At 73.5% G+C, this 20,238-nt stretch carries 18 protein-coding genes and 2 riboswitches; of the genes, 13 read left to right on the top strand and 5 right to left on the bottom strand.

The features are described from left to right. Positions 1 to 87: 87 nt before the first annotated feature. Positions 88 to 708, bottom strand: a complete 621-nt coding sequence (gene ctaE / locus ACZ5OX_RS03485; protein WP_049651835.1) for an aa3-type cytochrome oxidase subunit III — start codon at positions 706 to 708, stop codon at positions 88 to 90. 395 nt (positions 709 to 1,103) lie between these two features. Here ctaE and ACZ5OX_RS03480 point away from each other — a divergent pair, with 395 nt between their 5' ends. The 3 genes from ACZ5OX_RS03480 to ACZ5OX_RS03470 all read left to right on the top strand — a co-directional run bounded on the left by ACZ5OX_RS03480 (position 1,104) and on the right by ACZ5OX_RS03470 (position 4,371). After that, the gene (locus ACZ5OX_RS03480) at positions 1,104 to 1,529 is read left to right on the top strand and encodes a response regulator (protein WP_402405385.1); all 426 of its coding nucleotides are present in this window, start codon (positions 1,104 to 1,106) and stop codon (positions 1,527 to 1,529) included. Positions 1,530 to 1,646: 117 nt separating this feature from the next. Beyond that, positions 1,647 to 2,723, top strand: coding sequence for an anthranilate phosphoribosyltransferase (trpD, locus tag ACZ5OX_RS03475; protein ID WP_465628545.1), 1,077 nt, complete (start codon positions 1,647 to 1,649; stop codon positions 2,721 to 2,723). A 109-nt stretch (positions 2,724 to 2,832) separates the two neighbouring features. Next, a riboswitch (SAM riboswitch) is annotated at positions 2,833 to 2,951 on the top strand. Between the two features lie 52 nt (positions 2,952 to 3,003). Next, positions 3,004 to 4,371 carry an aminotransferase class V-fold PLP-dependent enzyme gene (locus ACZ5OX_RS03470; RefSeq protein WP_465628544.1) on the top strand — a complete coding sequence of 456 codons (1,368 nt, stop codon included), beginning with the start codon at positions 3,004 to 3,006 and terminating at the stop codon, positions 4,369 to 4,371. Between the two features lie 3 nt (positions 4,372 to 4,374). Here ACZ5OX_RS03470 and ACZ5OX_RS03465 read toward each other — a convergent pair whose 3' ends face one another. Beyond that, positions 4,375 to 4,656 carry an Lrp/AsnC family transcriptional regulator gene (locus tag ACZ5OX_RS03465; protein ID WP_224278336.1) on the bottom strand — a complete coding sequence of 94 codons (282 nt, stop codon included), beginning with the start codon at positions 4,654 to 4,656 and terminating at the stop codon, positions 4,375 to 4,377. Continuing rightward, entirely contained in the window at positions 4,653 to 5,480 is an 828-nt protein-coding gene (locus tag ACZ5OX_RS03460; protein ID WP_465628543.1) for a rhomboid family intramembrane serine protease, read from the bottom strand. Before ACZ5OX_RS03460 ends, ACZ5OX_RS03465 begins: the two co-directional genes overlap by 4 nt. A gap of 201 nt (positions 5,481 to 5,681) precedes the next feature. On the opposite strand from ACZ5OX_RS03460, the gene ACZ5OX_RS03455 reads away from it, so the two are divergent. The 6 genes from ACZ5OX_RS03455 to ACZ5OX_RS03430 all read left to right on the top strand — a co-directional run bounded on the left by ACZ5OX_RS03455 (position 5,682) and on the right by ACZ5OX_RS03430 (position 12,848). Beyond that, entirely contained in the window at positions 5,682 to 5,945 is a 264-nt protein-coding gene (locus ACZ5OX_RS03455) for a hypothetical protein (protein WP_360353827.1), read from the top strand. Between the two features lie 249 nt (positions 5,946 to 6,194). Further along, complete coding sequence (locus ACZ5OX_RS03450; RefSeq protein ID WP_465628890.1) at positions 6,195 to 7,508, top strand: NYN domain-containing protein; 1,314 nt, start codon at positions 6,195 to 6,197, stop codon at positions 7,506 to 7,508. 201 nt (positions 7,509 to 7,709) lie between these two features. Beyond that, complete coding sequence (locus tag ACZ5OX_RS03445; RefSeq protein WP_392869402.1) at positions 7,710 to 8,747, top strand: C40 family peptidase; 1,038 nt, start codon at positions 7,710 to 7,712, stop codon at positions 8,745 to 8,747. 337 nt (positions 8,748 to 9,084) lie between these two features. Further along, positions 9,085 to 9,238: riboswitch (cyclic di-AMP (ydaO/yuaA leader) on the top strand. 10 nt (positions 9,239 to 9,248) lie between these two features. Further along, entirely contained in the window at positions 9,249 to 10,364 is a 1,116-nt protein-coding gene (locus ACZ5OX_RS03440) for an NlpC/P60 family protein (RefSeq protein WP_465628542.1), read from the top strand. Positions 10,365 to 10,590: 226 nt separating this feature from the next. Further along, positions 10,591 to 11,637: a C40 family peptidase gene (locus ACZ5OX_RS03435; protein ID WP_449790739.1), complete on the top strand. Its 1,047-nt coding sequence runs from the start codon at positions 10,591 to 10,593 to the stop codon at positions 11,635 to 11,637. Positions 11,638 to 11,816: 179 nt separating this feature from the next. Further along, positions 11,817 to 12,848 (top strand): hypothetical protein, encoded by a 1,032-nt coding sequence (locus tag ACZ5OX_RS03430; RefSeq protein WP_465628541.1) that lies wholly within the window; start codon positions 11,817 to 11,819, stop codon positions 12,846 to 12,848. Between the two features lie 12 nt (positions 12,849 to 12,860). On the opposite strand, the gene ACZ5OX_RS03425 is transcribed toward ACZ5OX_RS03430, so the two are convergent. After that, the gene (locus ACZ5OX_RS03425) at positions 12,861 to 14,231 is read right to left on the bottom strand and encodes a glycosyltransferase 87 family protein (RefSeq protein WP_465628540.1); all 1,371 of its coding nucleotides are present in this window, start codon (positions 14,229 to 14,231) and stop codon (positions 12,861 to 12,863) included. 215 nt (positions 14,232 to 14,446) lie between these two features. On the opposite strand from ACZ5OX_RS03425, the gene ACZ5OX_RS03420 reads away from it, so the two are divergent. Next, positions 14,447 to 15,583 (top strand): glycosyltransferase family 4 protein, encoded by a 1,137-nt coding sequence (locus ACZ5OX_RS03420; RefSeq protein WP_392869394.1) that lies wholly within the window; start codon positions 14,447 to 14,449, stop codon positions 15,581 to 15,583. 58 nt (positions 15,584 to 15,641) lie between these two features. Here the strand turns inward: ACZ5OX_RS03420 and ACZ5OX_RS03415 are convergent, their stop codons facing one another. Beyond that, positions 15,642 to 17,435: an AMP-dependent synthetase/ligase gene (locus ACZ5OX_RS03415; RefSeq protein WP_465628539.1), complete on the bottom strand. Its 1,794-nt coding sequence runs from the start codon at positions 17,433 to 17,435 to the stop codon at positions 15,642 to 15,644. Between the two features lie 337 nt (positions 17,436 to 17,772). Between ACZ5OX_RS03415 and ACZ5OX_RS03410 the strand changes: the two genes are divergently transcribed. The 3 genes from ACZ5OX_RS03410 to ACZ5OX_RS03400 all read left to right on the top strand — a co-directional run bounded on the left by ACZ5OX_RS03410 (position 17,773) and on the right by ACZ5OX_RS03400 (position 20,060). Beyond that, positions 17,773 to 18,234: an SRPBCC family protein gene (locus tag ACZ5OX_RS03410; RefSeq protein ID WP_465628538.1), complete on the top strand. Its 462-nt coding sequence runs from the start codon at positions 17,773 to 17,775 to the stop codon at positions 18,232 to 18,234. 25 nt (positions 18,235 to 18,259) lie between these two features. Next, positions 18,260 to 19,432, top strand: coding sequence for an ArsA family ATPase (locus tag ACZ5OX_RS03405; protein WP_465628537.1), 1,173 nt, complete (start codon positions 18,260 to 18,262; stop codon positions 19,430 to 19,432). A 148-nt stretch (positions 19,433 to 19,580) separates the two neighbouring features. Continuing rightward, on the top strand, positions 19,581 to 20,060 hold the full coding sequence (locus ACZ5OX_RS03400; protein ID WP_465628536.1) for a DUF5304 family protein: 480 nt from the start codon (positions 19,581 to 19,583) through the stop codon (positions 20,058 to 20,060). Positions 20,061 to 20,238 lie beyond the last annotated feature (178 nt).

Below are 20,238 nucleotides of genomic sequence, written 5' to 3'. Positions count from 1 at the left end.
TCGGTGGGAGCGTCGGCACCGGCAGAAGCGGCCCGTCGCCGGTGAGGGCGGGGGCCGCAGCCGGTGGCCAGCGACCTGATCAGCTGGTTACTTGATCAGGTAGATGGTCGCGAACAGGCCGATCCACACGACGTCGACGAAGTGCCAGTAGTACGACACGACGATCGCGGCGGTGGCCTGCTCGTGCGTGAAGCGCTTGGCTGCGTACGTCCGTCCCAGGACCAGCAGGAAGGCGATCAGACCACCCGTCACGTGCAGCCCGTGGAAGCCGGTGGTCAGGTAGAACACCGTGCCGTACGGGTCGGAGGACAGCGAGAGGCCGTCCTTCTTGACCAGCTCGGTGTACTCGAAGACCTGGCCGCCGATGAAGACCGCGCCCATGGCGAACGTGAGGATGAACCACGCCCGGAGCTTCTTCACGTCACCCCGCTCGGCGGCGAACACGCCGAGCTGGCAGGTGAGCGAGGAGAGCACCAGGATCGTGGTGTTGACCGACGAGAAGGGCACGTTGAGGGCGTGGGCCTTCTCGGTCCAGAACTCCGGCCCCTTGACGGAGCGGAGCGTGAAGTACATCGCGAAGAGGGCCGCGAAGAACATCAACTCGGAACTGAGCCAGACGATCGTTCCGACGCTGACCATGTTCGGCCGGTTGACCGATCCGTGCGCGTGCCCGGTTTCTACTGCTGTTGCTGTCGCCACGACGGACATTATGTCGGTCCCTTATTCCGTCTTCACGTCGGGGGGTGTCCCTCGGAGTGTCCGGTGCGTGCGGTATGCCCGCTTGGGGGGCGGCGCGGGGTCCGGATGGGGGCTGAGCAGCGGCGTGTCCCTTTTCTGATGGTTCCTCGGAGGGGCCCGCGACCCCGTTGCCCGGTGCGTCGTTGCACGGCTGGAGCAGCCGCGGGAGGTAGGGGACGGGACCCGGGGTCGGCCGTACGGGTGGACCGGACGGGATCGGGTGACGGGCCGTCCTCCGGGTGGGTGAGCCGGGGTGCGGCCCGGTTGGCCGGGAAGCTGCACGAGGAGGACTCGGCGGGGGTGATCGGGAGTAGCATCCGGATCAGGCGAACGTGGTCCGGATCACACTTGAGGGAGCAGGGCCCATGGCGTACACGACCGATGAGATGCTCACCGTCCTCGTCTACAGCGACGACCGCAACACCCGCGAGCAGGTGCTGACGGCGCTCGGCCGCCGGCCCGCCGAGGACCTTCCGGAACTGACCTACCTGGAGTGCGCGACCACCCCCGCGGTGCTCAAGGCACTGGAGAAGGGGGGAGTGGACCTCTGCGTGCTGGACGGTGAGGCCGTTCCGGCCGGGGGGCTGGGCCTCGCGCGCCAGCTCAAGGACGAGATCTACGGCTGCCCGCCGGTGCTGGTGCTGATCGGCCGGCCGCAGGACTCCTGGCTCGCCGCCTGGAGCCGGGCCGACGCGGCCATCTCCCACCCGGTGGAGCCGGTGGCGCTGGCCGAGGCGGCGGCCACCCTGCTGCGGGCGCGACTGGCGAAGCGGACTCCGGCAGTCCGCTGAAGGCGGCCCGGCAACTGGAAAGGACAGGGGTAGAAGCGGAGGCTTCGCTCGATAGGCTGGCTCCATCCGTACGGACGTCCCCCCGTAGTGGGGAACCGACAACAGCTGGAGTCAGCCATGGTGAACGTGAACCCTGCGAACGGCGGTAGCGACCCCGCGCAGGTGGTCCGCACCTGGCCGGACCTCCTGGCGGCGCTGTTGCGGGGGGAGGACCTCGACCGCTCGTCCACCGCGTGGGCGATGGACCGGATCATGAGCGGCGAGGCGTCCCCCGTACAGGTGGCCGGGTTCATGATCGCGCTGCGGGCCAAGGGCGAGTCGGTCGAGGAGATCGGCGGCCTGGTCGACGCGATGTACGCGCACGCGGAGCCGCTGGACATCCCCGGCCCGGCGGTGGACATCGTCGGCACCGGCGGCGACCGGGCGAAGACCGTCAACATCTCCACCATGTCCGCGATCGTCGCGGCGGCCGCCGGCGCCAAGGTGGTCAAGCACGGCAACCGGTCGGCCTCCTCGAGCAGCGGCTCCTCGGACGTGCTGGAGAAGCTCGGGGTGGCGCTGGACCTCTCCGCCCGGCGGGTCGCCGAGGTGGCCGAGGAGGTCGGGCTCACCTTCTGCTTCGCGGCGAAGTTCCACCCCTCGATGCGGCACGCCGCCACCGCGCGGCGCGACCTCGGGGTGCCGACCTCCTTCAACATCCTCGGCCCGCTGACCAATCCGGCCAAGGTCACCGCGCACGCCATCGGCTGCTTCGACACCCGGCTGGCCGGACTGATCGCCGGGGTGCTGGCCGAGCGGGGTGCGACGGCGCTGGTCTTCCGCGGCGACGACGGACTGGACGAGCTGACCATCACCACCACCTCGCAGGTCTGGCTGGTGCGCGAAGGGGTGGTCACCCGGACCGCCTTCGACCCGCGGGACGTCGGCATCGAGCTGGTCGGCATCGAGGCGCTGCGCGGGGCGGACGCCTCGTACAACGCGGAGGTCGCGCGGCGGCTGCTGGCAGGGGAGCACGGGCCGGTCCGGGACGCCGTCCTGCTGAACACGGCGGCGGCGCTGGTCGCGCTCGACCTGCGCGACGCACCGCTCGCCGAGCAGCTGGCGGCCGGCATGGAGCGGGCCGCCAGGGCGATCGACTCCGGCGCGGCCCAAGACCTGCTGCGGCGTTGGTCGGAGGCCACCAGCCGGATCTGACACGGCAGTTGACGGGGCCCGCGGGAACTCCTCCCGCGGGCCCCTCGCGCTGTCCGGATGCCGGACGCCCGTTTGACCGCCCGATGGGCGCGGCCTAGAGTCTTCGCCAGGTCATGAGTGACAGCGCGAAGCCCCAGCTTGCTGTCCGGCAACCCTCCGTCCGTGGCGGGGTGCCCTGGGTGAGGACCGGGTCGTCACGGCAAGCCGTCCGTGCGACAAGCGCGGACGCCGGACGAATGACACTCCCGGGGTCCCTTACCCCTTGAAGGAGTGCATCCCCATGTCCCCCGTCGCCACCGAAATCTGCGCCCCGCTCGCCGTCCTCGGCACCGACGTCCAGGTCCCGCTCGCCAGTGGTGAGAAGGTCGGCTACGCGGCACTCGACTACGCGGCCAGCTCGCCGGCGCTCCAGCGGGTGTGGGACGACGTCGCCGCCTACGCGCCGTACTACGGCAGCGTCCACCGCGGGGCCGGGTACCTCTCCCAGCTGTCCACCGACCTGTTCGAGCAGAGCCGCCGCACCGTCGGCGAGTTCCTCGACCTGCGCGAGGGCGACCAGGTGGTCTTCACCCGGGCCACCACCGACTCGCTCAACCTGCTGGCCGCCGCCGTTCCGGCCGGCACCCGGGTGTTCGCCTTCGAGACCGAGCACCACGCCTCGCTGCTGCCCTGGGCGCACGCCGGACTGGACGTCACCTACCTGCGGGCGCCGCGCTCGCGGGCCGAGGCGGTGGCCGCGCTGGACGCCGCGCTCGCCGAGGCACCCGAGGGCCCCAAGCTGCTCTGCGTCACCGGCGCCTCCAACGTGACCGGCGAGCTGTGGCCGGTCGCCGAGCTGACCGGGACCGCGCACCGGCACGGCGCCCGGGTGGTGCTGGACGCCGCCCAGCTGGCGCCGCACCACCGGGTCTCGGTGCGCGAACTGGACGTCGACTGGATCGCCTTCTCCGGCCACAAGATCTACGCGCCGTTCGGCGCCGGGGTGCTGGCCGGCCGGGCGGACTGGCTGGACGAGGCCGAGCCGTACCTGGCCGGCGGCGGGGCGACCCGGACGGTGGCCCGGGAGGCCGACGGCTCGGTGGCCGTGCAGTGGCACACCGGCCCGGCCCGGCACGAGGCCGGCTCGCCGAACGTCATCGGCGCCTACGCGATCGCCTCGGCCTGCCGGGCGCTGACCGAGGCGGGCTTCGACGCGCTGGAGGCCCGCGAGCGGCAGCTGGTCGCCCGGCTGACGGCCGGGCTGGCCGAGATCCCGCAGGTCAAGGTGCTGAACCTGTTCGGGGCCGACTCCGCCCGGGTGGGCGTGCTGTCCTTCGTCGTCCGGGGCTGGAACAGCTCGCACTTCTCGGCCGCGCTGTCCGCCGAGTACGGCATCGGGGTGCGCGACGGCCTGTTCTGCGCCCACCCGCTGGTGCGCACGCTGCTCGGGGACGAGGACGTCGCGCCGTCCGAGTGCGGGGCGCCCGAGCCCTCGCTGCCGGGCGAGCGCAGCCTGAACGCGATCCGGGTGAGCTTCGGCGCCGGGACGCCGGACGAGCACGTCGACCGCTTCCTGACCGCCGTCCGGGAGCTGGTCACGGACGGTGCGGCGTGGAACTACCGCAACGAGGGCGGGCGTTGTGTCGCCGACTCTCGGCGCGAGGGCTGACCGCTACTCGTCCAGGCCGAGGGCGAAGGCGGCCTCCAGGTCGTGCTGGGAGTAGGTGCGGAAGGCGATCTGGGTCTCGGTGTGGGCCACGCCCGGGACCTTGTTGAGGCGGCCCGGGATGACCTCGGCCAGGTCGTCGTGCCGGCGCACCCGCACCATCGCCACCAGGTTGTAGCCGCCGGTCACCGAGTAGACCTCGCTGACGCCCTCGATGGCGGCGATGGACTCGGCGATCTCCGGGATGCGGTCGACACTGGTCTTGATCAGGACGATGGCGGTGATCACAGTTCGGGCTCCTTTGTGGGGTGCCGCCAGCGTATCGGGCGTCGGCCCGGTCGTCTCGGGGGGTGGCGGACCGCGGTGCAGGCGTAGAGGAACCCGGCCGAGAAGCCGATCACGTGGACCAGGTAGGCCACCCCGGGGCCGGCCGAGTGCACCGACCACCATTGCAGGGCGAACCAGAGGCCGAGCACCAGCCAGGCGGGGAAGCGCAGCGGCAGGAAGAGGAGCAGCGGGACGAGGGCCGTCACCCGGGCCCGGGGATGGAGGCGTAGGTAGGCACCGAGGACGGCCGAGATCGCCCCGGAGGCCCCGATGAGCACCCGGGTGGAGTTCGGCGAGTGCGCCTCGGCGAGCGCGAAGCCGTACGTGGTCAGGCTGCCGGCGGCCAGGTAGAAGAGGACGTACCTGGCCCGGCCGAGCCGCCGTTCCACGGTGGGGCCGAAGACCTGGAGGAAGAGCAGGTTCCCCAGCAGGTGCAGCCAGCCGGCGTGCAGGAACAGCCCGGTGAGGACGGACAGGGCCGGGTGCTTGCCCGGGGTCGGGGCGGCCGGGCAGCCGGGGGCCGGGTCGGGGGCCTCGGCCAGTTGCTCGGCGGTCAGCGGCCGTCCGGCCAGCACCTCGGCCGGGACGGCGCCCCAGCGCTGCTCGTACCGCTGCTCCGAGCAGACCCGGGCCTGGCCGGTGCCGTACAGCGGGTTGAGCCCGGCGGCGGGGCCGAGCAGGAAGACCAGGGTGTTGAGGGCGATCAGGGCGTAGCTGACCACCGGGACGGGCACCGCCGGGCGGCCGCCCCGGGCGGCGGTGTGGTCGGGGACCGCGAGCGCCATGCGGCCAAGCATCCCTCCGGGCGCCGCAGGTGACACGGTGGTTTACGGCAGGTGGACTAGCCGGGGAGTTCAGGCGACCGGTGGCCGCGGTGGTTGCCCCAGGCAATAGGCTTGGGGCGGGCATTCCCGCCTCCCGCCGCCGATGCCGGGGCTCCGGGGGGAGCGCCTAGCCCACCCAGGGACCACCCGAGAGGACCCCCGATGACCGTCCCCGCCCTGACCGCCGAGACGCGCTGGCGCTGCACCCTGTGCGGCAACCTCACCCGCTTTGACGTGACCCGCACCGCGCGGGTGACCGAGTTCCTGCACTTCGACCTGGCCGGCGAGTCCAAGGTCGAGGAGACCGAGGTGCTCAGCGAGACGATCGAGTCGGTGCGCTGCCGCTGGTGCAACGCGGTGGACCAGGTCGAGCTGGTGGCCCGCCCCGGTGCCGAGGGGGAGCAGGCCCCCGCCGAGCAGGGCTGATCCCCGCCGCCGCGGCGGGCGGGTGCGCGGAGCACCCGCCCGCGCCGCACGGGACAATACAGAACAAGACGCACGGAGCGTGACGACAGGGGCGGCCGCGGCCGACCCCGCTGGACCAGGATCGGAGCCGAGGACGTGGTGGACGCAGCGAAGGAGCCCGGCGAAGCCCAGGGGCTTCAGCCCGCTGCGGCCGAGGCCCAGGCCGAGGCGGCCGGGACGGCGGACGACTCCTCCGAGCCCGCGGAGCGCGTGGCCGAGAAGCTCGACCGGCCGCTGCCCGAGGGGGTGCGCCGGCGCGTGGTCGGGCTGGCCTCGGACGCGCTCGGCGGGCTGCCGCCGGCCGAGCTCCCGCAGAGCCTGCGCCAGTACGTCAAGTTCACCCCGGTGCGGCGGGCCAAGTACGCGGCCACGGCGCTGGCGGCGGCGCTGGAGGCGGAGCCGGCCTTCCGGGTGCGGATAGCCGAGCGGCTGCGCCTCGGGCAGCCGGACCTGGTGAGGGCGCTGGAGTGCGGCACCGTCCCGAGCGCCGCCGATCCGATGGACGTCGCGGCCGCCGCCTACCTGGTGCGTTCGGCGGGCTGGAGCCGGCTGGTGGCCGAGGCCGGCGAGGAGGCCGAGCGGGCCGGTGCCGAGGACGCGGCCGCGGAGGCGGCCCGGCTGGTGGAGAAGCTGCAGGCCGAGCTGGCCGAGGTGCGGGCCGCCGCCCGGGCGGACCTGGACCGGCAGCGGGCCGAGTCCGACGGTGTCCGCAAGGAGGCCGAGTCGCTGCGCAAGAAGGTGCGGTCGCTGGAGAGCGACACCCGCCGGGCGCAGGCCGAGACCCGCCGGGTGAGCGGTGAGCTGGAGGCCCTGAAGGCGCAGGCCGCGGCCGAGCGCGGCGCTGCCGAGACCGAGGCGCGCAGGCTCCGGCACCGGCTCTCCGAACTGGAGACCGCGGCCGAGCAGGGCCGTCGGTCGGCCCGTGAGGGGCGCAGCGTCGAGGACATGCGGCTGCGGCTGCTGCTGGACACCGTGCTGCAGTCGGCCCAGGGTCTGCAGCGGGAGCTGGCGCTGCCGGTCTCCCAGATCCGCCCGGCGGACCTGGTGGAGGCGGTGGTGCCGGGGGCGGCCTCGCCGCACGACGTGGCCCGGCGCGGGCTGGCCGAGGACGATCCGGCGCTGCTGGACCAGCTGCTGGCGATCCCCCAGGTGCACCTGGTGGTGGACGGCTACAACGTGACCAAGACCGGCTATCCGGCACTGCCGCTGGAGCAGCAGCGGATCCGGCTGCTGGGCGGGCTGGCGATGCTGGCCCAGCGCACCCAGGCGGAGGTCACCTGCGTGTTCGACGGGCAGGACCTGGACGTCCCGGTGATCATGGCGCCACCGCGCGGGGTCCGGGTGCGGTTCAGCCGGACCGGGGAAACGGCCGACGAGCTGATCCGCCGTCTGGTGCGGGCCGAGCCGCAGGGTCGTCCGGTGGTGGTGGTGTCCACCGACCGGGAGGTCGCGGAGGGCGTGCGGAAGGCGGGCGCGCGCCCCGTGGCGTCGGTGCTGCTGTTGAACCGGCTGGCCCGGCCCTGACGTCGGCCGATTCCGTGTGATTCCTGGTCAGGGGCGGTTCCGGGGCCTTGTGAGGGGGCTGTGGAGTCAGTGTGGGGTGGCCGAGTTCATGCCATCGGGGGAGTGGCAAAACGGATAGATCTTCACTAGGGTCTGGCGTCAAACCTATTTTCGGGAATCTCATCCCATCAGGTGAGTCCGCTGGAAGAAGGAGCCGGTCCCTTGGCCTCCCACCGCCGTCCCAAGCAGCCGAGCCGCGCGCGGATCTCCGTGCTCACCGCTGCCGCTGCGACCGCGGTCGCCCTCTCCGCCCAGGTGGCCGCGCACGCTGCGCCGCAGCCGAACAAGGCGGACGTCAAGGCGCAGATCGACCAGCTCCAGGAGGAGCAGGAGCAGGCGGCGGAGAAGTACAACGGCGCCAAGGAGCGGGCCGACCAGCTGCGCAAGCAGGCCGACCAGCTGCAGGACCAGGTGGCCCGCAGCCAGGAGCAGATGACCCAGCTCCAGGGCGGCCTGGCCGAGGTGGCGGGGGATCAGTACCGCTCCGGCGGCATCGACCCGTCCGTCCAGCTGATGCTCTCCTCCGACCCGTCCGGTTACCTGGAGAAGGCCTCGACAGTCCAGCAGGCGAGCACCAGCCAGGCCGAGGCGCTCAAGGGGCTGCTGGAGCAGCAGCGCCGGCTGGACCAGGAGAAGGCCGAGGCGGCCGCCGTGCTCGCCTCGCTGGACACCACCACCAAGGACCTCAACCAGGCCAAGGCGGACGTCAACACCAAGCTGAAGGCCGCCCAGGACCTGCTGAACTCGCTCAGCGCCGCCGACCGCGCCGCGCTGAAGGCCCAGCAGGCGCAGGACGACCGCGCCTCGCGCGGCAGCGAGCGGGTCGACCTCGGCAGCCTGCCGCCGGCCAGCGGCTACGCGGCCGTGGCGATGGCCAAGGCGATGAGCAAGCAGGGCTCGCCGTACGTGTGGGGCGCCACCGGCTCGACCACCTTCGACTGCTCGGGCCTGATGGTCTGGTCGTACGGGCAGGCGGGCGTCTCGCTGCCGCGCACCTCGCAGGAGCAGGGCCACTACGGCACCCGGGTGCCCTCGCTGGACCAGGCCCAGCCCGGCGACCTGGTGATCTACGGCTCCGACATGCACCACGTCGGGATGTACATCGGCAACGGCATGGTGGTCCACGCGCCGCACACCGGTGACGTGGTGAAGGTGATGAAGGCCGACGCGATGCCGATCAACACCATCCGCCGGGTCTGACGGCCCGACACGCCCGCGGGGCTCCTCGAGGGCCTGTGAAAAGCGCCACCCTCCCCGTGGGGGTGGCGTTCGGCTTTCCCGCCCTTTTGTGACCACATGCTGAGAACCGATCAGCCTTGTGTGTACCAGTGGTCACCATCGGTCATTTTCACAAAAGAACTTGGGTAATCTTCTGTCTTTTTTCTGACAAGGATTTGAACCGATCACGGTTCAGTTACTAGGGTCATGCTCCGAACCACCGCACTGTCGATCGCCCAGCCAGGGTGGCGGCGGTGGTTACCGCCGAGTTCGCGAGGCAGCGGGGCAGGTCGAAGCGACTGCCCGACAGGGGAGCCCGGTGTTCGGGGCGCTGCGGAGCGGAGCCGGGGAACCACGTTCCTCCGGGGTGAATCGGCGCCAGGTCGGCCGGTGGAACGGCCGTGAGGCGTCGTAGGGCATGCTTCCGGCCCGAACCCGTCAGCTCACCCGGTAGGCGGACGTAGGAAGAAGGAGTCCGCCTTCGTGGCGTCCCATCGTCGTCCCAAGCCCGCCGGTCGCGCCCGCGTCTCGATCCTGACGGGTGTCGCCGCGGCGGCCGTCGTCCTCTCCGCGCAGGGTGCCCACGCGGACCCGCAGCCGACCAAGGAGCAGGTCAAGGGGCAGGTCGACCAGCTCAACGAGCAGGCCGAGGTCGCGACCGAGAACTACAACGCCGCCCAGGCCAAGCAGCAGGAACTGGAGAAGCAGGTCTCCGGCCTGCAGGACCAGGTGGCCCGTCAGCAGGCCCAGGTCACCGAGCTCCAGGGCGGCCTCGCCGAGATCGCCGGCGAGCAGTACCGCAACGGGGGCATATCCCCGACCGTCCAGCTGATGTTCTCCTCCAGCCCGGACAACTTCCTCAGCCAGGCCGGCACGCTGAACCAGGCCGGCAGCACCCAGAAGGGTCAGCTGAAGGAGCTCCAGGAGCAGCAGCGCAAGCTCGACCAGGACCGCAACGAGGCCCAGGGCAAGCTCGCCGAGCTGGAGTCGACCACCCAGCAGCTGAAGGCCTCCAAGGACGAGGTCCAGGGCAAGCTGAAGGCGGCCCAGGACCTGCTCAACACCCTGACCGAGCAGGACCGCCAGGCGCTGCGCCAGGCCGAGGAGAAGGCCGCGGCCGACGCCAAGGCCAAGGCCGACGCCGCCCAGGCGCAGCAGCAGCAGGCCGACCGCGCCTCGCGCGACAACAGCCGCGGCAACCTGGCGACCGGCTCGACCGCCGCTCCGGTGAAGGTGGCCGCGGGCAGCTCGCGCGGTGCCGCCGCCCTCTCGTACGCCGCGTCCAAGGTCGGCAGCCCGTACGTCTGGGGCGCCACCGGCCCGGGCTCCTTCGACTGCTCCGGCCTGATGGTCTGGGCGTTCAACCAGGCCGGGGTGTCGCTGCCGCGCACCTCGCAGGCGCAGGCCGGGGCCGGCACCCGGATCGGCTCGGACATCTCCCAGGCCCAGCCCGGCGACCTGCTGATCTTCTACAGCGACGCCCACCACGTCGGCATCTACGCCGGCAACGGCCAGGTGCTGCACGCTCCCAAGCCGGGTGCGTCGGTGCGATACGAGGCGGTCGGCAACATGCCGCTGTCCTCCATCGTGCGGGTCTGATCCCCGCTCGGACGCCTCCGGGCCCGGCCTTCCCCAGGGAAGGCCGGGCCTGCGGCTTTTCCGGCGGGTCGAGCTGATGTCCGATTAGGGGTCGAATATTCGGGTTGGGAAGGGTTTGGACTCGCTTGCCCGGACTCGCTAACGTCTGCCACCGGACTCCCGCTCGACGGCCGCCCGTCCCGGTGCGGCGGCGGGGCCGCGCCGCAGGATTGGAGCCGCTGCCGCCATGCCCGTGCACCGCCGTTCCCAACTGCTCACCCGGGCGCTGGTGCTGACCGCGGCCGCCGCCACCGCGCTGGGCGTGGCCGCCGGAGGCCGTGCCCAGGCCGCGCCGGACAGCCCGGACCCGGGCGATCGTCAGGACGTCAGGACACAGGTCGAGCAGCTGTACGACGAGGCCGAGCAGGCCTCCGAGAAGGCGAACGCGGCGCAGGAGGCCCAGCGGCGGCTCCAGGGCGAGACCACGATCCTCCAGGGCGAGATCGCCATTGCCCAGGACCAGCTCAACGAACTGCGCGGCGACCTGGCCACGGTGGCCGGGGCCGAGTACCGCGGCGGCGGGATGGCCCAGACCGCCCAGCTGTTCCTCTCGTCCGACCCGGAGGGCTACCTGGTCCGCGCCCGCACCCTGGGCCAGGCCGCCGCGCGCCAGCAGGAGACCCTGCACGAGCTGGTCACCCGGCAGCGCCGGCTCGACCAGCGCCGCACCGAGGCGGCCGGCAAGCTCGCCGAGCTGGACCAGACCCGCCGCACGCTCGCCGACACCAAGCAGCAGATCCAGCAGCGGCTCGCCGGGGCGCAGAAGCTGCTGAACGGCCTGGGTGCCGCCGAGCGGGCCCGGATGACGGCCCAGGACGCCCGGGACGCCGAGCAGCGCGCCACCCGGGGCACCGACCGGCTGGACCTCGGCACCGCCCCGCCCGCCTCCGAGCGCGGGGCGGCCGCGCTGGCCGCCGCGGTGCGGATGATCGGCTCCCCGTACGTCTACGGGGCCACCGGACCGCACGCCTTCGACTGCTCGGGTCTGATGTACTACAGCTGGCGGCAGGCCGGAGTGACCCTGCCGCGCACCTCGCAGGCCCAGGCGTACGCCGGGCAGCGGATCAGCCTGTCCGAAGCGCGACCGGGAGACCTGGTGATCTTCTACCGGGACATGCACCACGTCGGCATGTACGCCGGCGGCGGCGTGATCGTGCACGCCCCCCGCCCGGGCGCCAAGGTCCGCTACGAGAGCGTCACCGCCATGCCGGTCTCCGGGGTGGTCCGGCTCTGAACGCCCCGACGCCCGGCTCCGCCGACCCCGAAGACCCCGCCGGGATACCCCGCCCCCGCCGCGCGCTGTCCCGGCGGGGCGCGCTACTGCTCGCGGCCGGCGGGCTGGCCCAGCTGTCGCTGCCCCCGGCCGCCCCGGCGGCGCCGCCCGCGGCGCGCTCGGCGGACCGGCACGGCGAGGTGGCCGCCGCACTGGCGGAGCGGGCCGGGTCGGCACCGCCGTGGGCCGGGCTGCCGGTGGCCGAGGCGGCGTACCGCAACGTGGTGCTCGCCGCCTCCGGCGGGCCGGAACGGCTGACCGCGGCCGCCGACCTGACGGTGCGGATCGCCGGGTACGACGAGTACCCGGTGGTGTACCCGCGCCGGATCGAGCTGGTCCCGGCCGGGGGCGGCTGGCGGGTGGAGCGCGAGGAGGGCGCGGGCGGACCGCCCGCGCCCTGGGACTTCGGGCCGCTGCGGTCGGCGCCGGGCGCGCACTGCCTGGTGCTCGGACCGGTCGACGGCCCCGACCCGGCCGAGCTGGTCGCGGTGGCGGACCGGGCGGTGCCCGCCGTCACCGAGGTCTGGGGCGACGCCTGGCCGCAGCGGCTGCTGCTGGAGCGGCCCGCCACCGAGGAGCGGTTCGCCCGGCTGCTGGAGGGCGACCCGGACGGCTGGACGGGCATGGCGGCGGTCACCGTGGCCGCCCCCGGCGCGCCCTGGCACACCCCGGCGGACCGGGTGCTGGTCAACCCGGAGGCGTACGGGCGGCTCAGCGACTTCGGCCGTCAGGTGGTGATCACCCACGAGGCCACCCACGTCGCCACCAGGGCCGACACCCGGGCCTGGACCCCGCTGTGGCTCTCCGAGGGCGTCGCCGACTGGACGGCCTACCGCGACACGGGCCGCGGCCCGCAGCAGATCGCCCCCGAGCTGGCCAGGGACGTCGCCGCCGGGAAGCAGCCCGCCGCGCTGCCCGCCGACCGGGACTTCGCCGCCGGGGCCGACGGCATCGCCCAGGCCTACGAGCAGTCCTGGCTGGCCTGCGAGCTGATCGCCCGCACCCACGGGCCGCAGCGGCTCGTCGCCTTCTACCGGGCCGTCGGCGCGGCCGACGGGCAGGGCGAGGACCGGGAGCGCCGGACGGACCGGCTGATGCGCCGCGAGCTGGGCGTCGGGCTGGCGGAGTTCACCAGGCTCTGGCTGGAGCAGGTGGCGGCGCTGAAGGGCTGACCGGCGCCCGGCTCAGCGGTGCTGCCGGGCCGGGGCGCCCGGGTGGTCGATGCCGTCCAGCAGGTCCTGCTCGTAGGCGATGCCAGGGCGGACCGGGTAGCCGGCGGCCGGCAGCGCGGCGGGCTCGCGGTCCAGCACCACGGTGGGCGGCAGCGGCGCCTCGCCGCGGGTGGAGCGCCAGAGCCTGACGCAGGAGAGCACGGCCGCGGCCAGCAGCAGCAGGTTGCGCGCGGCCAGTACGGCGACCGCCGCCGGCTCGCTGGCCAGGACCTGGGTGAACACGGTCGGGAACTCGACCAGGGTGAGCGGGCAGGCGAGCAGGATCAGCAGCGCCACCGGCCGCTGGCTGCTGTTGCGCACGGTCAGGCAGACCGCCGCGACGCCGACCAGCCAGACCAGGTACTGCGGGCTGATCACCCGGCTGGTCACCACGAAGATCAGCAGCGCGCACAGCGCCGCGTCGTACATGGTGGCCGCGCTGCGGCGCTTGGAGGTGTAGCGCCACAGCAGCAGCCAGGCGAAGCCCAGCAGGGTGCCGGCCATCATCACCTTGCTGATCACGCTGACCCACGGCCCGAGCATCTCCGGGGAGCCGTAGTTCATGGTGACCTTGCCGTCCCAGGCGCCGGCGAGCCGGGCGAAGTGCAGGGGCAGCGCGCCGAGCGACTCGACCTCGATGCCGCGGTCCTTCTGGAACGCCAGGAACTCGAAGGCGCCGTTCATCCCGGCCGTCAGCAGGAAGCCGATCGAGACGGCGGTGGCCCCCGCCAGCGTCCAGGAGCGGCGGGTGCGGCGGCCGGAGGGGGTGCCGATCAGGCCGAGCAGCGGCCAGATCTTGACGATGCCGCCCAGGCCCAGCAGCAGTCCGCCCACGGCCGGGCGGCGGATCAGCGCCAGCAGGCCGGCCAGGGCGACCGCGGTGACGATGACGTCGAAGCGGTTGTAGATCATCGGGCCGAGCAGCGGGACGCCCACCACCCACATCCAGGCGCCGGTCAGTGCCCGGCCCCGGCGCAGGCCGGTGCGCACCAGCAGCGCGGCCGCGGCGGCGTCGGCGATCCCGCAGATCACCCAGAACGACACCAGGTACGACCAGGGCAGCAGGCCCGGCAGCAGGATCACCAGGGCGGCGCCCGGCGGGTACTGCCAGGTCACGTCGTCGAACGGGAAGGTGCCGGTCTGGAGCACGCCGTACCAGGCGTGGTAGATCATCCAGACGTCCGCGGTGACGTCGCCGCCGGGCGCCTTCAGCACGCCCGTCGCCAGCAGCACCAGCAGGGCGCGGGTGGCGACCCAGGTGGCACCGAGCGCGGCGAGCGCCCCGAGCGGGCGGCCGAGGCGGCCGCGCGAAGAACCGGGCTCGGTGGCCGGGGCCAATTCCACTGCGCTCCCTCGTTCGTCTCGGACGTCCCCACCGGAGGCGTCGTACCGACGGACGCCCGGGCCGCGTCCTGGACGACGGCCTAGGTACTAGGACTGACCCGGGGGTCAAACGGTTGCCGTGTGCGGTTCCGTTCCCGGCGGGTCATGGTGTTGACCTATCGTACGGATCACCCAGCGGTACACCGCGCACCCCCCGACCGAGCGAGCCTGGCCTGATGCACAGAACCTTGATCGTCACCAATGACTTCCCGCCCCGCCCCGGCGGCATCCAGGCGTTCGTGCACAACATGGCCGTCCGTCAGCCCGCAGGCAGCGTGGTGGTCTACGCCTCTACCTGGCGGGACGGCAGCGAGGTGGCCCGCTTCGACGCGGAGCAGCCGTTCCCGGTGATCCGGGACCGGACGAAGGTGATGGTTCCCACACCGCGGGTCACCCGGCGGGCCGCCGAGATCCTGCGGGCGGAGAAGTGCGACTCGGTCTGGTTCGGTGCCGCCGCCCCGCTCGGGCTGATGGCGCCCACGCTGCGCCGGGCCGGGGCCGGCCGGCTGCTCGGCATGACCCACGGGCACGAGGCCGCCTGGGCCCAGCTGCCGGTCTCCCGGCAGCTGCTGCGGCGGATCGGCGCGGGTACCGACGTGCTGACGTACCTGGGCGAGTACACCCGCTCCCGGATCGCCGCCGCGGTCGGGCCGCAGGCCGCGGCCCGGATGGTCCAGCTGCCGCCGGGCGTGGACGAGACGACCTTCCACCCGGACTCCGGGGGCGCCGAGGTGCGCCGCCGGCTCGGGCTGGCGGACCGGCCGGTGGTGGTCTGCGTCTCCCGGCTGGTGCCGCGCAAGGGCCAGGACACCCTGATCGAGGCGATGCCGCAGATCCTCGCCGACGTGCCGGACGCGGTGCTGCTGATCGTCGGCGGCGGCCCGTACCGGGCGGACCTGGAGAAGCTCGCGGACGCCACCGGCGTACGGGACTCGGTGCGGTTCACCGGCTCGGTGCCGTGGGAGGAGCTGCCGGCCCACTACGGCGCCGGGGACGTCTTCGCGATGCCCTGTCGGACCCGGCGCGGGGGCCTGGACGTCGAGGGCCTGGGCATCGTCTACCTGGAGGCGTCGGCGACCGGCCTGCCGGTGGTCGCGGGGGACTCCGGCGGGGCACCGGACGCGGTGCTGGAAGGCGAGACCGGGTACGTGGTGCCCGGCGGCTCGGCCTCGGCGGCGGCCGAGCGGATCGTGCGGCTGCTGCGCGACGAGGAGCTGCGGCGGCGGATGGGCGAGGCCGGGCGGCGCTGGGTGGAGCGCTCCTGGCGCTGGGACCTGCTGGCCGGGCGGCTGACCTCGCTGCTGGCCGGGTGACGACGCGTACGGGCCCCGCCTCCTTCCTGGAGAGGCGGGGCCCGTACGGCGCCGGCGGCTACTTCCGGTAGAGCGCCTCGACGTCGGCCGCGAAGTCCTTCAGCACGGCGTTGCGCTTGAGCTTCAGCGAGGGCGTCAGGTGGCCGCTCTCCTCGGAGAACTCGGTGTCCAGCAGGCGGAACTTCTTGACCGCCTCGGCGTGCGACACGGCCGCGTTGCCGTCGTCGACGGCGGCCTGGAGGGCGGCCAGCAGGTCCGGGTCCTCGGCGAGCTCGGCGACGGTGGCGCCGGCGGGCTTGCCGTTGAGCTCCTTCCACTTCGGGAAGAAGTCCGGGTCGACGGTGATCAGGCAGGCGACGAACGGCTTGCGGTCGCCGACCACCATGACCTCGCCGACCAGGGCGTGGCCACGGATCCGGTCCTCGATCACGGCCGGGGCGACGTTCTTGCCGCCGGCCGTGACGATGATCTCCTTCTTGCGGCCGGTGATGGTCAGGTAGCCGTCGGAGTCCAGCGAGCCGAGGTCGCCGGTGGAGAACCAGCCGTCCTTGAAGGCGTCGGCGGTGGCCTGCGGGTTGTTCCAGTAGCCGGTGGAGACGTGCGGGCCCTTGAGGAGGACCTCGCCGTCCTCGGCGATCCGGACGGAGGAGCCGGGCACCGGCTGGCCGACCGTACCGATCTTCGGCCTGTCCCACGGGTTGAAGGCGGTGGCCGCGCAGGTCTCCGTCAGGCCGTAGCCCTCCAGGACGGTGAAGCCGATGCCGCGGTAGAAGTGGCCCAGGCGCTCGCCGAGCGGGGCGCCGCCGGAGATGGCGTGGGTGGCCCGGCCGCCGAGGGCGGCGCGCAGCTTGCTGTAGACCAGCTTGTCGAAGACCGCGTGCTTGAGCCGCAGGACCAGACCGGCGCCGCCGGCGTCCAGCGCCCGGCTGTAGGCGATCGCGGTGTCGGCGGCCTTGTCGAAGATCTTGCCCTTGCCGTCGGCCTGGGCCTTGGCGCGGGCGGTGTTGTAGACCTTCTCGAACACTCTGGGCACGCCCAGGATCAGGGTCGGCTTGAAGGCGGCCAGCTCGGCGGTGACGTCCCGGATGTCGGAGACGTGGCCGAGCTTGATCGGGGCCATCGCCGGGGCGATCTCGGCGATCCGGGCGAGCACGTGGGCCAGCGGCAGGAAGAGCAGGACGGAGCTCTCGCCGGTGCGGAACAGCGGGGCCAGGCGCTCGACGACGTTGCCGCACTCGGCCAGGAAGTTGCCGTGCGTCAGCTGACAGCCCTTCGGGCGGCCGGTGGTGCCCGAGGTGTAGACGATGGTGGCGACGTCGTCGGGGCCGGCGATCCGGCGGCGCTCGTGGACCGTCGCGTCCGGGACGTCCTGCCCGGCGGCGTCCAGCGCGGCGAGTGCCCCGCCCTCGATCTGCCAGGTGTGCTTCAGCTCCGGCAGCCGGTCGCGGACCTCGCCGACCACCGCGACGTGCTGGGCGGTCTCGGTGATCACGGCGACGGCGCCCGAGTCGCCGAGGATCCACTCGACCTGCTCGGGGGAGGAGGTCTCGTACACCGGCACGGTGACCGCGCCGGCCGTCCAGATCGCGAAGTCCAGCAGCGTCCACTCGTACCGGGTGCGGGACATGATGCCCACCCGGTCGCCCGGCCGCACGCCCGCGGCGATCAGGCCCTTCGCGGCGGCGTGCACCTCGGCCAGGAACTGGACCGACGTCAACTCCTGCCAGTGGCCGTCCACCTTGCGGCTGAGCACGGCGACGTCCGGGTGCTCCTCGGCGTTCCGGTGCACCGGGTCGGCGAGGTTGCCGCCGCTCGGTACCTGGTAGAGGGCCGGAAGGCTGAAGTCGAGCAAGACTGCTCCTCGTTCGCGACGCTGCGGGACGGCAGGACGTTACTGCCCGGTAGGCAGCTTCGACCAGAGGGGTCGGCCCCGGTGTTCGAAGTGTCACACCCGGCCGGGTCCGACCAGGCCGTGACCGGGTCGTTCGAATGGCACCCTACGGCAGCGCGGCCCGACCGGCCGGTAACATGCCCGCCCGCCAGGCGCCCGCCCGTGCCACGGCCGCCCGCGGAGCGAGGCCCGCGCCACCGGGCCGCGCACCGGTCGCGATAGCCTGCTCCGGGCGGACCGGGCCGAGCGCGCCCCGGCCGGACCGGCAGGCAGAGGCGACGAGGCGGAGGGCCATTCCATGGCGGAGCACACCAGGTCGAGCATCACCATCGACGCGATCCCGGCCACGGTCATGGCCGTGATCGCCGACTTCGCCGCCTACCCGGCCTGGACCGGCGAGGTCAAGGAGATCGAGGTCCTGAAGACCGGTGAGGACGGCCGCGCCGCCGAGGTCCGGCTGCTGCTCGACGCCGGCGCCATCCGCGACGAGCACGTCCTCGCCTACACCTGGGACGGCGACCGCGAGGTCTCCTGGACCCTCGTCCGCAGCCAGATGCTCCGCTCGCTGGACGGCTCCTACACCCTCGCCCCGCTGGCCGGCGGCCGCACCGAGGTGACCTACCAGCTCGCCGTGGACGTCAAGATCCCGATGCTCGGCATGATCAAGCGCAAGGCCGAGAAGGTCATCATCGACCGCGCCCTGGCCGGCCTGAAGAAGCGCGTCGAGGACACCGACGGCAAGAAGCCCGCCCAGAGCTGACACCACCGAACGGGGGGAGGACGGCATGACGGCGACACGCACCATCCTGGTCAGCGGCGAGGCCGGCGCGCCCACGGTGGCCGCCGCCACCGCACTGCACGCCGCCCGGCGCGGCCACCGCACCTGGCTGCTGGCCGCCGACGACCCGCACCGAGCCCTGGACTCCGCCCTCGGCACCCGGCTGGAACCCGAACCGCTGCTGTACGCCCCGGGCCTGACCGTCTCCCGGATCGACGAGCAGGCCGCCTTCCGCTACGCCGTCGGCGAGCTCACCGGCCGGCTCAAGCCCGCCCTCGACCTGCTCGGCGCCGAACAGCTCGACCCCGAGGAGCTCACCGCCCTCCCCGGCATCGCCCGGCTCGCCCTGCTGCGCGCCCTGCCCGCCGCCGACCAGGACGTCCTGGTGGTGCTCGCCCCGCCGCCCGCCGAACTGATCGCCACCCTCGCGCTGCCCGAGCAGCTCGCCCGCTACCTCGACCGGCTCGTCCCCGAGCAGCGCCAGGCCGCCCGGGCCCTGCGCCCGCTGCTGGCCGGGCTGGCCGGCGTCCCGATGCCCGCCGACTGGCTGTACGAGGGGCGCACCAAGGCCGCGGCGGCCCTCGCCGAGTCCCGTGCCGCGATCACCGACCCCGGCACCAGCGTCCGGCTGGTCGTCCCGGCCGACGGCCACCCGTACCGGGAGCTGCGCCGGATCAGGGCCGGGCTCGCGCTGCACGGGCACCGGCCGGACGCCGTGGTCGTGCACGGCGCGCTGCCCGAGGCCGCCGCCGCCTCACCCGACCCCTGGCTGGCCGCCCTGGCCCGCCGCCGGCAGGAGGAGCTGACCGGGCTCGCCGCCGAGACCGACGCCCCGGTGCTGGTCACCGGCCTGGCCGAGGTCACCCTGGAGGACGTCGCCGACCGGCTCTACGGGGACGCGGACGGGCCCGAGCGGCTCGCGCCCGAGCCCTGGCCGGTCGAGGACCGGCTCGCCGAGGAGGGCCTGCTGGTCTGGCACCTCGACCTGCCCGGCGCCGACCGCTCCGAGCTGGACCTGGTCCGCCGGGGCGACGAACTGGTGGTCGGACTCGGCACCCACCGCCGGGTGCTCACCCTGCCGTCCGCGCTGCGCCGCTGCACGGTGGCCGGGGCGGGGCTGCAGGAGGGGGTGCTCTCGGTGCGGTTCGCGCCCGACCCGGCGCTCTGGCCCCGGGGCTGACGGGGGGTCGGCCGGGGCGACGGGCGTTCGACGCGGCTCTCGGCGGGCCTCCGGCGGGCGTTCGTCGGCTTTTCGGGCCGCCCGGTCGGTCGGGTAGCGTCGGGCCGGAGGGCCGCGGGGTGCGGCCACGGCTGAGGAGGCGCCCGCGATGACCAGCACCGACGACCGCACCGAGCCCGGCGACGACCGCACCGGGGCCGGCGGCGGGCAGGACGGCGGGCACGGCGGCCAGGGGCACCCGTTCGGGCCGGAGCTGGGCCCACTGGTGGACGAGGTGCGCCGGTTCGCCGGGGCGCTCGGCGAGAAGGCCCAGGAGGCGAGCGCCACCACCCTGATCACCCTCTCCGGGCTGGCCGACCGGCTGCGCACCCAGCAGCCGGAGGTCTACTCCCACCTCGCCGCCGCCGGCACCGGGCTCGCCGCCGCGGGCTCCGAACTGCTGGCCGCCTACCGCGCCGCCGTGGCCGGGCACGAGAGCCGCTGGACCGCCGGGCCGGGCGCGCCGACCGAGAAGATCGACCTCGACGCCGACTCCGACGCCGACTCCGACGCCGCCCCCGGCGCGGACCGTGGTGCCGGCCGTGGCACCGGCTTTGACGAGGCTGACGGGCCGTCCGCCAAGCAGTGAAACCGTAACTTTCGGAGGGTGATCGCGTTGCTCTCGTACGTCACGAAGGAGGAGATTAGATACGACTTTTGAAGCTTCGCGGCCCGTTTTCCCCAGAATTGTCTTCGGATAATGTATGCGAGGCTGTATACGGGGGCCGGGTTGGGCGGTAGCGTTCCGTCCAGCGGAACGAGTGAAT

This window comes from Kitasatospora sp. NPDC032121, assembly GCF_055580145.1.
This window is presented reverse-complemented; position numbering and strand designations above follow the sequence as displayed.